General features: G+C 29.9%; 9 protein-coding genes and 4 pseudogenes (1 of these 13 only partly in view). 2 read left to right on the top strand and 11 right to left on the bottom strand.

Features of this window, described 5'->3' with window-relative positions; genetic code table 11:
• The 9 genes and pseudogenes from ANHYDRO_RS10850 to ANHYDRO_RS07445 form a co-directional block, all read right to left on the bottom strand.
• Positions 1 to 543, bottom strand: a pseudogene (locus tag ANHYDRO_RS10850) (IS3 family transposase); its annotated part reaches 406 nt to the left of the window's first position; the annotation flags it as partial.
• Between the two features lie 357 nt (positions 544 to 900).
• The gene (gene rlmD / locus ANHYDRO_RS07480) at positions 901 to 2,544 is read right to left on the bottom strand and encodes a 23S rRNA (uracil(1939)-C(5))-methyltransferase RlmD (RefSeq protein WP_004815254.1); all 1,644 of its coding nucleotides are present in this window, start codon (positions 2,542 to 2,544) and stop codon (positions 901 to 903) included.
• Positions 2,545 to 4,876: pseudogene (locus ANHYDRO_RS07475) on the bottom strand (ATP-dependent DNA helicase).
• Between the two features lie 84 nt (positions 4,877 to 4,960).
• Positions 4,961 to 5,760 (bottom strand): annotated as a pseudogene (locus ANHYDRO_RS07470) (TPM domain-containing protein).
• 7 nt (positions 5,761 to 5,767) lie between these two features.
• The gene (locus ANHYDRO_RS07465; protein WP_004815240.1) at positions 5,768 to 6,355 is read right to left on the bottom strand and encodes a LemA family protein; all 588 of its coding nucleotides are present in this window, start codon (positions 6,353 to 6,355) and stop codon (positions 5,768 to 5,770) included.
• Positions 6,356 to 6,381: 26 nt separating this feature from the next.
• Positions 6,382 to 6,882 (bottom strand): anaerobic ribonucleoside-triphosphate reductase activating protein, encoded by a 501-nt coding sequence (gene nrdG / locus ANHYDRO_RS07460; protein WP_004815239.1) that lies wholly within the window; start codon positions 6,880 to 6,882, stop codon positions 6,382 to 6,384.
• A 40-nt stretch (positions 6,883 to 6,922) separates the two neighbouring features.
• Positions 6,923 to 9,043 (bottom strand): annotated as a pseudogene (gene nrdD / locus ANHYDRO_RS07455) (anaerobic ribonucleoside-triphosphate reductase).
• Between the two features lie 248 nt (positions 9,044 to 9,291).
• Positions 9,292 to 11,871 carry an ATP-dependent chaperone ClpB gene (gene clpB, locus ANHYDRO_RS07450; protein WP_004815229.1) on the bottom strand — a complete coding sequence of 860 codons (2,580 nt, stop codon included), beginning with the start codon at positions 11,869 to 11,871 and terminating at the stop codon, positions 9,292 to 9,294.
• A 9-nt stretch (positions 11,872 to 11,880) separates the two neighbouring features.
• The gene (locus ANHYDRO_RS07445) at positions 11,881 to 12,834 is read right to left on the bottom strand and encodes a DnaJ C-terminal domain-containing protein (RefSeq protein ID WP_004815226.1); all 954 of its coding nucleotides are present in this window, start codon (positions 12,832 to 12,834) and stop codon (positions 11,881 to 11,883) included.
• 144 nt (positions 12,835 to 12,978) lie between these two features.
• On the opposite strand from ANHYDRO_RS07445, the gene ANHYDRO_RS07440 reads away from it, so the two are divergent.
• Both ANHYDRO_RS07440 and ANHYDRO_RS09415 read left to right on the top strand, forming a co-directional pair.
• Positions 12,979 to 13,716, top strand: coding sequence for a glycosyltransferase family protein (locus ANHYDRO_RS07440; RefSeq protein ID WP_052588930.1), 738 nt, complete (start codon positions 12,979 to 12,981; stop codon positions 13,714 to 13,716).
• Positions 13,659 to 14,069, top strand: coding sequence for a glycosyltransferase (locus tag ANHYDRO_RS09415; protein WP_081449352.1), 411 nt, complete (start codon positions 13,659 to 13,661; stop codon positions 14,067 to 14,069). Before ANHYDRO_RS07440 ends, ANHYDRO_RS09415 begins: the two co-directional genes overlap by 58 nt.
• 85 nt (positions 14,070 to 14,154) lie before the next feature.
• On the opposite strand, the gene ANHYDRO_RS07435 is transcribed toward ANHYDRO_RS09415, so the two are convergent.
• Positions 14,155 to 14,673 (bottom strand): adenine phosphoribosyltransferase, encoded by a 519-nt coding sequence (locus ANHYDRO_RS07435; RefSeq protein ID WP_004815221.1) that lies wholly within the window; start codon positions 14,671 to 14,673, stop codon positions 14,155 to 14,157.
• A gap of 10 nt (positions 14,674 to 14,683) precedes the next feature.
• Positions 14,684 to 15,589 carry an LCP family protein gene (locus ANHYDRO_RS07430; RefSeq protein WP_004815216.1) on the bottom strand — a complete coding sequence of 302 codons (906 nt, stop codon included), beginning with the start codon at positions 15,587 to 15,589 and terminating at the stop codon, positions 14,684 to 14,686.
• Between the last annotated feature and the right edge of the window lie 9 nt (positions 15,590 to 15,598).

Here is a 15,598-nt window from a genome sequence, read left to right as displayed (position 1 = left end):
ATATATAATTCCATGTTTTTCCTACTCTTACATATGTTAGGTCGCTTACTATTGCTTCTAAATAGTCTCTATTGTCAAATTATCTATTTAAAAGGTTAGGGATGTCTTCTTCGTTGCATTTGGACCTTATTACTTTATATTGTGCTACTGTATAGTTTGAGACTAGGCCATTTTTCTTCATTATTCGGCCTATTTTTCTTCTCGATATTTTATATCCAATTTTCCCTAGTTCTTTTTTTATTTTGCGTGTTCCATAGTTGTTTCTACTTCTTCTGAATATTTCTTTTATTTCTTCTATTAGTTTTTCATCTTCATCTAATTTCACATCTTTTTCTTTGTTCAAATGATAATAGACTAAACTTCTTGTGACCCCAAGTAGTCTACACATTGCACTAATGCTATATTTATCTCGGTTCGAGATAATGAGGTCTATTTTTTGCCTAACAGTAGTGCAGCTTGCTTTAAAATATCATTCTCCATTTCAACCTGTTTCAATTTTTTACGAAGTCTGATTATCTCTTTTTGTTTCGCATCCACATTATCAAAATGGTTACTCTAAGCAGCACACCAACTATTTATTTTTTGAGTTTTAAACTTTGGTAGAAGTCTTGAACTCTTTATATTTACATAACTATTTGCCTCTATCACTATTATGACACGAAACCCTGCACAATGATCTAAAATTTTCAATTCTAACAAGTCTTTTTCAGTATTTTTAACTTCATAAAAACCTCTTTGGCAATAATGCCTAATTCTTCTTTAGTTGTTAAAATTTTTTATTTTACCATCATCGTTCCCCTGATTTTCAATTAATCTTCTTAGGTTATATAAGAAGTACATATCTTTTTAATCTTAAAGTTTTTAAGTCTTAATTTTAAAATTTTCAATCTTAGATATTATTTAAATCATTCCAAAATGCTCTAAAGCATCTTCGATTGCTTTTTCTTTTTCTTCTGGGCAATTTGGCACTCTTTGATTTTCTTTCTTACTAAAATTATAATTTTCTCTCTCTATTAGACCATGTTTCCTTTTTATTTGTGCAATATATAGGCTTGAAACTTTTAGTCCGTATTTCTCTAACACATACTTTTTAATTTCTCCATAAGTTGCGTCTTTTGAAAAGTCAATTTCAGATAATTCATCTTCCCCTATTTCTATATCTAAATGATGTTCTGTATTTAGTTTGGACAACAGAGCTACCGTCTCCACATGTCTTGACCTAGGAAATTGGTCAAAGGCTTGGTATTTTTCTACTATATATCCATTTTCCATAAATATTTCTATATCTCTTACTTGAGTTTTTGGGTTACAAGAGATGTAGACAAATTCTTTTGGATTTATGTCCATTATTTTTTTGATTGCTTTTGGGTTTATTCCTTCTCTTGGTGGATCTAGAACTACTATATCGTATTTTCCTTTTACTAGGTTGATTTTTTCTAAAACGTCTCCAGCTATAAAGTCTATATTTTCGATTTGGTTTTCTTTTGCATTGTCGAAGGCTTTTTCTACGGCTTCTTCTACTATTTCTATTCCCATTGCCTTATTTGCTGATTTTGCAAATAATTGGGTTATGGTTCCTGTTCCTGAATATAGGTCTAGGATATTTTTATTTTTATCTACATTTGCTAATTCTATAGCTTTTTGGTAAATTTTTTCTGCTGTAAATACATTTGGTTGGAAAAATGAGAAGGGTGAAATTTGAAATTTCAAATCATTCATTTTTTCTTCTATATATTTTTTCCCAAATAAAAGCTCCATTGAATCTACTTTTACCGCATCTGACAAACTATCGTTTATTACATGATAGATTGAGACAATTCTCCCATCTGTTTTTGCATTTAAAAGATTGTGGGCAAAAAGGTCTCTTCTCATTGGATCAAATGATTTTTCAGAGCTTGTTACAAGTATGACCATTATTTCTCCAGTGTGCATAGCCTTTCTTATTATTAGATTTCTAAGCAAGCCTGTGTGGGCTTTTTTGTGATAAAAACTTGTATTTTTTTCCCTAAAATATTTTTGTACATGTTTTCTTATCGATTCAAAATCTTTATCTACAATATTACATCCCTCTGTATCGACAATTTCATAAAATCTATTTTGCCTGTGAAGACCCAAAACTAAGGGACCATCCTTGTAAGCATCTCCAAAAGTATATTCCATTTTGTTTCTGTATCCTTTTATTTTTGGACTTCTTACTATGGACAATTCTTTTATATCTATATGATGATTTTTTAAAAGTTTTTGCATCATATTGTGCTTTAGTAAAAGTTCAGTTTCATATCCCATTTTTTGGTAGGAACATCCTCCACAAATACCGGCATTAGGGCAAAATTCTTTGGCGTTTTCTATTTTGGATTCTTCCAAAACTTCCATAAATTTACCTTTTTTATTACTTCCTCTGTTTTTGGTGATTTTTACCCTTACTTTTTGTCCTAGAACTCCACCCTTAAATTGGACTGTTTTTTCTTCATTTATTTTCCCAATTGATATGTTTGGATAGGACATATCAATTATTTCTACATCTTTTATAGCTTTTTGTCTCATTTATTCTCCTTTATTCCAAAATCTTTCAACTAAGATCTTTAATTCTTTTTTGTTTTTTACTTCTCTTATATTTGACCAATGTCTTGGATATAATCTCCTATACTTATCCCACAAAAACCTATCATCAATCAAATAAATTATGCCCTTATCTTTTTCTCCCCTAATTAGCCTTCCTGCTGCTTGGAAAATTTTATTTAAGCCTGGATAGGTATAGGAATAATCAAAACCATTGTGAGATATTAGGTCAAAATGGGTTTTTATTAGATTTCTCTCATCACTTACACCAGGCATACCTACAGAAATAACCATAGATCCAATAAGCCTATCCCCTTTTAGGTCTACTCCTTCAGAAAAAATTCCTCCAAGAACTAAGAAAGCTGTTTTTTTGCTTTCATATGTAAAATTTTGTAAAAATTTGTGTCTTTCAATTGGAGACATAGACCTCTCTTGAACCAAGATATCATCATTGTAATTTTCTTTATAATATTCATAAACATCTGTAAGATATGAAAATGAAGGGAAAAATATAAAATAATTTCCTTTTTTTTGCATTAATAAATTCATGAATTAAATCAGCTATATCCATCAAATTGTTATTCCTATCCTTGTATCTTGTAGAAATTGAACTTGCCAAAAGTGCAAAATTTTTCTTGTCAAAGGGTAGGTCCAAGTGAACTTTTAAGGAGTCTTCTGCCCCCAACATTTTTATATAAAAATTCATTGGAGATAAGGTTGCAGAAAAAAATACAGTCGACCTTGCCAGTTTATACTTTTCACTTAGAACCTTTGATGGATCTATACACTTAATTTCATATATTTTTTCCATAGAATTTTCATCATAGGTCAAAGTTTGATAAAAGCCCTCTCTAAAATTATCAGAAATTTTAAGGTGGTGATTTATTTCAAAAAACATATCTTCTATTTTATCATAATCATCTCTTTTTTATCCTTAATCAAGACTTTTTCTAATTTTTTTGAAAGGCCTATTAGTTTTTTGTCAAAGTCATCATTATTATCAGTAGTATAATAGAATAATTTTTTTCCATAGTTTTTGTACATCTTTTCAAATTCATCCAAGATAGAATCAATTGATTTTATGATTTTTAAATCCTTTTTTGAGATCCATGCCCTCTCTTAATTCTTTAAAGCTTGTATCCACAAATTCATGAGAGAACATTTTTCTTGATCTTTCCAAAAGATTGTGGGCCTCATCAATTAAAAATATATATTCGTCAATACTTTCATCAAAAAATCTTCTCAAATATACATTTGGGTCAAAAACATAATTATAATCACAAATAATAAGGTCAGAATAAAGGGCCAGATCTAGTTCAAATTCTAGAGGGCAAAGTCTGTGTTTTTCTGCATAAGATGTTATAATATCAAAGTCCATTATATCTTCATTTTCCAAAATATCTTTTAAGCCATCATTTACTCTATCAAAATGTCCCCTGGCAAAGGGACAATCATCAGGATTACAAGAGATTTCATCATTAAGGCAAATTTTTTCCTTACTTGTTAAAGAAACGGCCTTTATTGATAAGTTTTTTTCTTTTAAAAGATACAAAGACTTTAGGGCTTCTTTTGCTGTAGTATTTTTGGCAGTCAAATAAAAAACCTTATCTGATAGACCTTCGCCCAGGGATTTTACAGCAGGAAAAATTGTAGAAATTGTCTTTCCAGTTCCAGTTGGAGCATCAACAAATAATTTTTTCTCATCTAAAATTGCCCTGTAAACTGCAACCGACATCTTTCTTTGTCCCTTCCTATAGCCACTATAGGGAAAGGATAATTCCTTAGCACTTTTATTTCTTTTTTCAAGATTTATTGATAAAATTTTTGAGAAATTAATATATTCTTTTAGTAAATTTATGTAAAAATCATAAAGTTCATCAAGACTCTTCTCTTTTTCAAAAGTTTTTGTCTTGTAATCATCAAGTGAAACATAGGTTAATCTTATGGTAAGTTTTTTTAAATCTTTTTTTACACCATAAAAATACCCATAGCAAAAAGCCTGAGCCCAATGTAATTTATTAGAATCATCCAGTTTTTCTAAATTTCTTGTGGTAGATTTAATCTCATCTATTATTATTTGACCCTTTTTTTTCAAAAGACCATCAGCCCTACCCTCAACATGAAATTCCATATCATCAATTTTGGTAATATTTGTTAGGTAGTATTCGGCTTTATAATTTTTATCATAGGATTTTTGAATTTTTTGATGAGCCTTGATTCCTTGAACCATCCTATTATTGTCCCTAAAAGAATTATCAATATCCCCACTTCTCATAACAAATTCAATAAGTTTTCTAACAGAAGTTTTTATATACATGTAATCACCTTTTTTATTATATCATTTAATTAATCATAATTTTATTTTAAAAATAAAAAAGGACCTAAAAAGGTCCAATTTTTATTAAATTCCACGGCTTGCTCCGCCACCACCGGATGATCCTCCTCCGCCGGAGAAGCCTCCTCCAGAAAATCCGCCTGATGACCCACTGGAGAATCCTCCAAAAGATCCGCCACCGAATCCTCCAAATCCTCCTGTAAATCCACCGCCACGATAGTTTCCACGGCCTGCGAATAATCTTGAGAAAATTATAAATATTATAAATATAAATATCAAAGTTCTAATATCTATTTCATCGTCTTGGTCTTCTTTTAGTCTTTCAGAATATTTATCATAATCACCATTTAATTCTACTTGATATTCTTCTGCTATTTCAGAAACTATAGCATTAAAACCTTCCCTAATTCCTTTAGAAAAATCGCCCTCTCTCATATAATCAAGCATAAATTCATCAATTATTCTTCCAACCTTACCATCATTTAATCTTCCCTCAATTCCATAGCCTGTGATAATTGAAATATCTTTTTTATCTTGGCCCTTTCTTTGGGAAATTAAAATCAAAACACCATTATTTTTTCCTTATCTCCAATTTTCCATTTATTTAAAAGATCTGTTCCAACCTGCATTGGTTGATTTTCTACATCTTTTAGTGAAACATAGATTACTTGAGATCCTGTTTTTTGTTCAAGTTCTTTGTTTACTTTTGTTAAATGGTCTTTGGTTTCTTGGTCAATTAAATTGAGCTCATCGTAGTAGTAAGTATTTGGTGATTCTGGTAAGTTTTCTGCTAATGATTTATTAGGTAGAAAAAGAAGAATAAAGGCAAATAAAATAGTTACTATTATATTCTTCCTTTTTCTCATAAATTACCTAACTTCCGAAATTTACTTTTGGTACATCTTGGGCTGATGCATCTGCCTCAAAATATTCTGCCTTATCAAATCCCATCATTGATGCAAAAATGCTTGTTGGGAAAGATTTTACCTTTGTATTATAAGCCTTAACTTCACCGTTATAATTTTTTCTTTCTACAGAAATTCTATTTTCTGTTCCAGCAAGCTCATCCATAAGTTGGGTAAATTGCTTATCGGCTTTTAATTCTGGATATGCCTCTGCAACTACATTTATGTTTCTAATTGCTTGGGACATTTGCTCGTTAGCCTCTGCTAATTCTTTTGGTCCCTTGGCATCTTTTATCCCTGCCCTTGCATTTGTTACTTCTGTCAAGGTATCTTTTTCATGTTTTGAATATCCTTTTACAGTACTTACAAGGTTTGGAATTAAGTCTGCCCTTCTTTGTACCACATTTTGCACTTGGGCATATGATTCGTCTAATTGTTCTCTTTGTTTTACAAGTCCATTATAGGAAGGAATTAAAACAATGATTGCAAGAGCAATTATTGCAATTATTGCTATAACAATTCCTCCAATACCTTTTCTTTTTTTATTAATCTCCATTATATCCTCCTAAATTTATTTCTACTTTAATTATACCCATCTAAGAGGATTACTTTTTCATTTTCTAAAGATTTTTGTATGTCAATTGTCCTTTGGTTGGATGACCCCTTAAATTTTAATCTTAAATCCTTTAATTCTTCCATAAAAAGTCCATCTACCAAAACATCACACATAGATAAAAGTTCTTTTGCATTTTCAATATTTACCAAAACTTCATACAAAAATCCCGAAAAAATCCAAATAGACTTATCCGATTCTTCTCTAATTTTTTTTACAATTTTAATCAAATCCTCTGTAGATTCAAAGGGTTCTCCTCCAAGAATTGTAAGTCCTTCTATTTCATCTTTTTTTAAGTAAGAAATTACTTCTTGAGTTTGTTTTTCTGTCCAAAAATTGCCAAAATTTGGATCCATGTATTCCTTGTTAAAACAATTTTTGCAATTTGCATGACAGCCTGTGACAAAAAATGAAGTCCTAATTCCAGGTCCATTTGCCACATCATATTTTCTTATTTGCCCGTATCTCATAAATCCTCCATAAAAAGTCTACTAATGTAGACTTTTTTTATTATATATGCAATACTCTTGCTTTTATTTCTTTTGTTCTTCCTTCATTCCAGAAATTTTCTCCCAAATATCCACAAGTTCTTCTTACAACTGTTAGTTTTGACCTGTCTTTATTTCCGCATTGTGGACAATACCATTCGTTGTCGTCATTTAAAAGCATTTCTCCATCATAATTACATTTTGCACAATAATCGGATTTTGTGTTAAATTCTGCATATTGGATATGGTCATAAATATATTCGACAATTGTACCAAGAGCCTTCAAATTATTTGCCATGTTTGGAATTTCTACATAGGAAATACAGCCGCCTGATGACATATCTTGAAATTTTGATTCAAAATCAAATTTTTCAAAGGCAGAAATTTCTTCTCTAACGTCAACGTGGAAGGAATTTGTGTAATAGCCCTTGTCAGTTACATCTTCAATTTGGCCAAATCTTTTTTTATCAATTGATGCGAACCTGTTTGTAAGATTTTCTGCTGGAGTTCCATAAACTGCAAATTGTAAGCCTGTCTCTTTTATCCATTCTTCTTTTTTCTCGTTTAATAGGTTCATTATTTTAAAGGCAAATTTTTTGCCTTCATCGCTTGTATGGCTTACTCCTTTTACAAGTTTACAAGCTTCATATATTCCAATATAGCCAATCGTTACTGTTGCATAGCCATTTTTTAGAAGTGGTTTTATTTTTTCGTGGGGTTTGAGTCTTGCTATTGCACCGTGTTGAAAATGTATTGGTGATGAGTCACTAGTTACGTCTTTTAAGTGTTCGTACCTTAAAATACCAACTCTTTTTACAAGATCCATTCTTTTATTTAAAATTTCGAAGAATTTTTCTTCGTCATTACCTGCTAGTATTCCAATTTGAGGGAGGTTGATTGTACAAACTCCTATATTAAATCTTCCATCAAATTTATAATCTCCATTTTCATCCTTGTATGGAGGCAAAAACGCCCTGCAGCCCATTGGGGAAAATACATTTCCTTCGTAATTTTCTCTCATTTTTTTGGCAGAAATATAGTCAGGATACATTCTTTTTGCCGTACATTTTATGGATAATTCTGTAAGATAATGGTATTTGCTTTCCTCTTTTACATTATTTTCATCCAATACATAAATTAATTTTGGGAAGGCTGGTGTTACATAAACTCCTGCTTCATTTTTTATTCCTTGGATTCTTTGTTTTAAAATTTCTTCTATAATTTTTACAGTTTGGTCAAGGTAAGGATCATTTTCGTCTGTATGCATAAATAAGGTTACAAAGGGTGCTTGGCCATTTGATGTCATAAGGGTATTTATTTGGTATTGGATAGTTTGAATACCTGATTCCAAGTCTCTCTGGGTCAATTTTTGAGCCATTTTTTTTATTTCATCTTCATTTGATAAAATTTCTTTAGCTAATTTATAATTTTTATTGTAGGAAACTTCCAAATATTTTGAAAGACAAGAAATATTGATAGATTGACCACCATATTGGTTTGAGGCGATTTGGGCAATAATTTGAGTCATTACATTACATGCTACTTGGAAAGATTTGGGTCTTTCTATTGTTTTCCCATTTATAACAGTTCCATTATCGAGCATATCTTTCATATTTACCAAGCAACAATTAAAAATTGGTTGGATTAAATAATCTAAATCATGAATATGTATTGCCCCATCTTCATGAGCTTCTACAAGGTCGGCATCAATTAATTTTCTTTTTGCCAAATCTTTTGACACTTCTCCTGCTATTAAATCTCTTTGAGTTGATGCAATTAGTGGATTTTTGTTAGAATTTTCATCCATTACATCTATATTTGTTCTTTCAAGTAGACCAATTATATCATCATCCGTAGTGTTTGCTGCTCTTTTGTAGGCTTGGACAGACCTATAAGCCTCGTATGATTTTGCTGTTGCAGGATTTTTCTTATCAATTAATTTGTAATAAACCCTATCTTCTATTTGATAAATTGAAATTTCTCTTTTATTTTCGACGCTTTTTTTCAATTTCATTTGCAATTTCTTCTGCTTGCTTTTCTATAAAAACACCATTTGGTGAATTCATAGCCTTTTCTATGGCTATTTTTATTTTTCTTTGTCAAAATCTACCTTTTGACCATTTCTTTTTACAACTTTAGGCATTTTTTCAACTCCTTTATTAATACTATTCTAGTATACCATATATAGATATAATAAAACAAGGAGCACTATATATTGTGTTTTTTTAGTTTTTTTGTATGCATATTCCTTTCCGATTTCTGGGGTTTTTTCTAGGTCCTTGTATAAATATAATTCTAAAAATAATTTTTAAAAATAAAATTTCTCCCATTTTAAGACAAAGAAAAAAGAGAAAATCTCAAAAATAAATTTTCTCTTTTTATATTTATTCTTTAATTTTTAACTTGATATGCCAATTCATTATTTTTATCTAAATCTATTATGACATGATCTCCTTCCATTATATTTCCTTCAATAATTTTTCTTCCCAAGTTTGTTTCGATATTTGCTTGTAAGAATCTCTTGATTGGTCTTGCACCGTATTCTACATCGTAAGATTTTTCTAAGATATATTCGTGAGCAGGCTTGCTAAGCTCGATTGTAATATCACGATCTTCAAGTCTTTTTGATATATCTTCAATTTGAAGGTCGATAATTTTATAAACTTGATCACTTGTAAGTGGTTTAAACATTACAATGTCATCAATTCTGTTTAAAAATTCTGGTTTGAATGATGCTTTTAATGCCCCATCTACAAGTTTTCTATTTTCTTGATCAATTGTTCCATCTTTTTTTAATCCATCTATTAGATATGATGAACCAATATTTGATGTCATGATTATAATTGTATTTTTAAAGTTTACAGTTCTTCCTTGGCTATCTGTAAGTCTTCCATCATCAAGAACTTGTAATAAAATATTGAAAACATCTGGGTGGGCTTTTTCAATTTCATCAAATAAAATTACTGAATAAGGGTTTCTTCTTACAGCTTCAGTTAATTGTCCACCTTCTTCGTAGCCAACATAACCTGGTGCTGCTCCTATTAATCTTGATACAGAATATTTTTCCATATATTCTGACATATCAATCCTAATCATATTTTTTTCGCTATCAAACATAGCTTCTGCAAGTGATTTTGCAAGTTCTGTTTTACCAACTCCTGTTGGTCCTAAGAAAATAAATGATCCAATTGGTTTATTTATATCTTTAAGACCAGATCTTGCCCTAATTATTGCATCTGAAACCTTATCTACTGCCTCATCTTGGCCAATAACTCTTTCGTGTAATTTATCAGCAAGTCCCAAAATCTTACTTCTTTCGCTTTCAACTAATTTATTTACAGGAATATTTGTCCAATTTGAAACTACATCTGCTATGTCCTCATCAGTAACTTCTTCTTTTATTGATGAATTATTTTCTTGGTCTTTTTCTTTTTCTTTTAATTTCTTTTCAAGCTCATTTAATTTACCATATTTAAGCTCTGATAATTTTTCAAAGTCGTAATTTCTTTGGGCTTTTTCAATTTCAACCTTTACCTTGTCAATTTCTTCTTTTATATCTTTTACAGAATTTATAGAATCTTTTTGACTCTTCCACTTGGTAAAATCAGCCTCATACCTTTCATTTGCATCTGCTAATTCTTTTTCAAGCATTTCAAGTCTTTTCTTACTCTTTTCGTCATCTTCTTTTTTTAAGGCTGCAATTTCAATTTGAACTTGTAAAATTCTTCTTTTTTCCTCATCCAAATATTCTGGCATTGTATCAATTTCAGTTCTTACGGTTGCGCAAGCCTCATCCATCAAATCAATTGCCTTATCTGGTAAAAATCTATCAGTAATATAACGGTTTGAAAGCTCTGCTGCAGCTATAACTGCTTGGTCTTGAATTCTTATTCCATGATAAATTTCATATTTATCCTTTATTCCTCTCAAAATTGAAATTGTATCTTCAACACTTGGTTCATCAACCAAAACTTTTTGGAATCTTCTCTCAAGAGCTCCGTCTTTTTCAATATATTCCCTGTATTCATTTAAGGTTGTTGCACCAATTACTTTTATCTCTCCACGAGCAAGCATAGGTTTCATAATATTTGAAGCATCCATTGAACCCTCAGTTTTTCCAGCTCCCACAATTGTATGAAGCTCGTCGATAAACATAATAATTTGTCCTTCAGATTTTTTTACTTCATCAATAACTGATTTTAATCTTTCTTCAAATTGTCCCCTGTATTTTGCTCCTGCAACTAAGCTTGCCATATCTAGGGCAAAAATTGTCCTTCCTTGAAGTGGTTCTGGTACATCCTTATTTACAATTCTTTGAGCAAGTCCTTCAACAATTGCAGTTTTACCAACACCAGGTTTACCAATTAAAACCGGATTGTTTTTCTTTCTTCTTGAAAGAATTCTTTGGCAGTTTCTAATTTCAGTATCACGGCCAATAACTGGGTCAATTTTTCCTTCTCTTGCTTCTTTAGTCAAATTTCTACCGTATTTTTCCAAAGGATTATTTGTTTCTTCTGGATTATCGCTGATAACTTTTTGACCATTTCTGACCTTTTTAAGCTCATTTGAGAAATTTTTAGCATTTAAGCCGATTTCCTTAAAATAATCACTTAATTCAGTATTTTCATTTAATATAGTTAAGAAAATGTGTTCAGTTGATATAAATGAATCGCCCATTTTCTTTGCGCAATCTTCACTTTTTAATAAAATTCTTTGAAAAATTGTATTTGGGTAAATATTTGCTGAACCGGATTGGCTTGGCAAGTTTTCCATTTTTTCTTCCATTTTATTAAGTACTTTTTTGTACAAGCCCATATTAGCTAAAACTTGGCTTACGAATGAATTTGAATCTTCAACCAAGGCATAAGCTAGGTGGATAATGCCAACTTCTGGGTTGGCATTTTTGATAGCTAGTTGACTTGCTTCGTTAATAGCTTCTGTTGATTTTTGAGTAAATTTGTTAAAATCCATAGTGTCCTCCTAATTTAATTCTTTTAATTTTTTATATAGGTCAATTTGATCTTTACTTAAATCTTTTGGATTATCGATAAGAATTTCTATATAAAGATCTCCAACTTTTCCTTTCAAATCCTTATATCCCTTACCCTTAATCCTAATTTTGTTTCCTGCTTCAATTTTTTCAGGAATATTTATTTTAAACTTTCCATTTGGACTGTCGACAGTGATTTTTTCACCAAAGTAGGCATCCCAAGGACTTATTCTTTCTTTTTTAATAATATCCAACCCATCTAGTCTATAGGTTGAATCTTCCTTGATTTGAACTTTTACATAAATATCTGCATTCAAATTATATTTTGAACCATCAATTTTTAAATTTTTCCCACTTGTCATTCCACTTGGAATATTTATATTAATTTCTTTTATAGAATTTGTTTCTTTATCTTTTAATTTGAGCGTTCTAGATACACCACTCATTGCTTCATCTAGTGATATATTAACCTTAGCTTTAATCTTTGATTTTTTAGCTTTTGTAAATCCATTTTTAAAACTTGATCCGAATCCTCCAAAATTTGTTGATGAAGACCTTGATGAAGTTCTTCCTCCTCCAAACAAGGTTTCAAAAAAATCTGAAAATCCAGAGGATCCTCCTGTACTACTTGTGTAGGTATAAGATCCATTTCCAGCTCCAAAATTTGAAAATAAATCTGAGAAACCATATTGAGATGGGTCGAAATTTTGACCTTGACTAAAGTTTCCACTTTGACCAAACATATCATATTGTTTTCTCTTATTCTCATCAGATAAAACTTCATAAGCTTCATTTATTTTTGCAAATTTTTCACTGGCTTCTTTATCATCAGGATGAAGGTCAGGGTGGTATTTTTTAGCAAGCTTCCTATAAGCTTTTTTTATTTTCTCAGCATCTGCTTTTTTATCTACACCTAAAATTTCATAATAATCTTGATATTTCATAAAACCTCCATCATTCTCTGACCATCTTTGACCTTAATTAAACTATACTAAGTTTATATTGATTTGCAAGTTTTTTATAAGATAAAATTAAATTTTATATGTTATAATATAAGAAATATTTCAATTAATTTAAAGGAGTTTGTTTTGAAAAAAAAGACTAAAATACTCCACGTCTTAGGAGATTTAAATATTGGAGGAATTGAAAGTCTACTTATTTCAATATTTAATAATATAGATAGGGATGAGTTTGAATTTGATTTTTTAGTTCACAGTATTGGTAGTGATCAAAATTTACAAAAAATAGAAAAACTTGGTGGAAAAATTTACACTATTGATAAGTTTAGTCCAAAAAATCCTTTTAAATATAAAAAAGATTTTGAAAACTTTTTATCTAATCATAAAGAATATAAAATTCTACATTGCCATTTTAGGGGTACCGAATCAACTATACTAAAAGTGGCTAAAAAACATGGACTAATCACTATTTCTCATAGCCACGGAATAAATTATGGAAGGGGTATTAAAAAAATTATTAGAGATTACTTAAAAAATGATGTAATTAAATACTCTGATTATAAATTTGCTTGTTCAATTGAAGCTGGAAAATTTTTATTTAAAGATAGCAAATTTACTCTAATAAAAAATGGCATTGATTTGGAAAAATATATTTACAATGAGGATATTAGAAAAGAAATTAGAAACAAATTAAAAATAATTAATAATAAAGTTATAGTCCACGTTGGAAGTTTTTTACAAGTCAAAAATCAAAAGTTTTTGATTGATTTAATGAAAGATTTAGTAAAAATTGATGATAAAATTCTCTTATTATTTGTCGGAGATGGATATTTAAAAGAAGAATCGGAAATTTTAACAAAAAATTAAATTTAGAAGCTAATATTAAATTTTTAGGATCAATATCAAATGTAAATGAAATTTTACAAGCAGCCGACCTATTTTTATTGCCATCTTTAAATGAAGGCTTACCTTTATCTGCAGTAGAAGCTCAAAGCGCTGGTCTTAAGTGCTTACTTTCTGATAGTATACCTAAAGATGTAAAATTAACAGAAAATGTAGAATTTATTTCTCTTAATGATAAAGAAAAATGGAAGAAAATGATTTTAGATAGCTTTGCCTATCAAAGAAAAAATCTTTATAAGGCTATTGATGATAAGGGATTTAATATAAAAAATACCAGTAAATTTTTAGAAGAATTTTACAAAAGCATAATAAATTAAGGGGTTAGAAAGTAATTTTTCTAACCCCTTAATTATATTTTAAAGTTTTTATTTAATAAACCTCCATAACTGGAGGTTTACTATTTTAATGATCATATTTTATTAAAGATATAACATTGTAATCTTTTAATTCATCTCTACCTTTTAAATCAGTAAGTTCAATTAAAAATTCTAAGCATACAACTTCTCCACCCAAGGATTCTACCAAGGATGCACAGGCTTTAGCTGATCCTCCTGTTGCTATTAGATCATCTACTATTACAACCTTATCTCCCTTATTTAGGGAATCTTCGTGAATTTCTATCTTACTTTGTCCATATTCAAGGTCGTATGATAAAGATTTTATTTGACCTGGAAGTTTTCCTGGTTTTCTTACTGGAATAAATCCAACATTTAACCTATCAGCAAGGGCTGCTCCAAAAATAAATCCTCTTGATTCAATTCCTATAATATAATCAAAATCCAAACCCTTTAATTTTTCTGCCATTAAATCCATTGTTTCTTTGTAGGCTTGTTTGTTTTTTAGAAGGGTTGTTATATCTTTAAATGAAATTCCTTCTTTCGGATAATCTTCGATAACTCTAATTGTTGACTTGATGTCCATATTCTCTCCTTTATTCTTCTAATAAATAATTATATAAAATTTTATTTCTTATATCAATTGTTGCCTCATTGTCTGGTATATAATAAGAAATTCCATCAATCATATCAGGATAGCCTGGTATAGTTTGTGTGTTTATTTCTGCATCGTCAATATTTCTAAATGCCCATGCAAATGATAAGATTGTTGACATTTTTATATTTGAATCCATATTGGAATTTATTTTTGATACTACTCCTGGAATTTTTATTATATTTTTTATCTTGGTCATATTTTTTATAAATTGTACAACAAAATCTTGTTGACAAGCTACTCTTCCTAAATCTGCATTGGCATAGCCTTTTCTAAACCTACAATAATCAAGAGCTTGTTTACCATCGAAATAATTAAGTCCTGGCTTAATACCTTGGGCTGATGCTATTTGTTCTGGAACATTTATTTCAACACCACCTAAGGCATCTACCCCATCTTCTACAGCTTTAAAACTAACTTCTGCGTAATAATCTAAATCAATTGATAAAAAATCTCTTATTGTTTTTATTGTTTCATCCATACCACCGTAAGAATGGGCAGCATTTATTTTATCTAAATTTCCTTCTACATAAACTCTTGTGTCTCTTGGAATTGATAAAATATCTATACTTTTTGTATCCTTGTTCATCAAAACTAACATTAGGGTATCTGTTCTTGTATTTACTTTCTCACCAGTAGAATCAACCCCTGCGAATACAAATAATAACTCATTTTCATTCTTTTGTTCAATCTTGTTACCTTTACCTAGGTCTTCACCAGTAAATTTATTTTCATCCTTGACAACTGCCGATGAAATAAATCCCTTTATAAATATAAAGGCAAAGCCAACTGTTATAAGCATTAAAATTATAAGTATTGCCTTAATTAATTTTTTTTTGATATTCATTTACACCCC

This window comes from Anaerococcus hydrogenalis DSM 7454 (assembly GCF_000173355.1).
Taxonomy (GTDB): Bacteria; Bacillota; Clostridia; order Tissierellales; family Peptoniphilaceae; genus Anaerococcus; species Anaerococcus hydrogenalis.
Note: the sequence above shows the minus strand (reverse complement) of the source record. Positions and strands in the feature narration are given on the sequence as shown.

Bases quoted from the DNA above. Each gene is read 5' to 3' on its own strand.
- rlmD (WP_004815254.1), bottom strand. From the start codon at position 2,544: ATGAGACAAAAAGCTATAAAAGATGTAGAAATAATTGATATGTCCTAT.
- ANHYDRO_RS07465 (WP_004815240.1), bottom strand. From the start codon at position 6,355: ATGGAGATTAATAAAAAAAGAAAAGGTATTGGAGGAATTGTTATAGCA.
- ANHYDRO_RS07445 (WP_004815226.1), bottom strand. From the start codon at position 12,834: ATGAAATATCAAGATTATTATGAAATTTTAGGTGTAGATAAAAAAGCA.
- ANHYDRO_RS07430 (WP_004815216.1), bottom strand. From the start codon at position 15,589: ATGAATATCAAAAAAAAATTAATTAAGGCAATACTTATAATTTTAATG.
- clpB (WP_004815229.1), bottom strand. From the start codon at position 11,871: ATGGATTTTAACAAATTTACTCAAAAATCAACAGAAGCTATTAACGAA.
- nrdG (WP_004815239.1), bottom strand. From the start codon at position 6,882: ATGAGATACGGGCAAATAAGAAAATATGATGTGGCAAATGGACCTGGA.
- ANHYDRO_RS07435 (WP_004815221.1), bottom strand. From the start codon at position 14,673: ATGGACATCAAGTCAACAATTAGAGTTATCGAAGATTATCCGAAAGAA.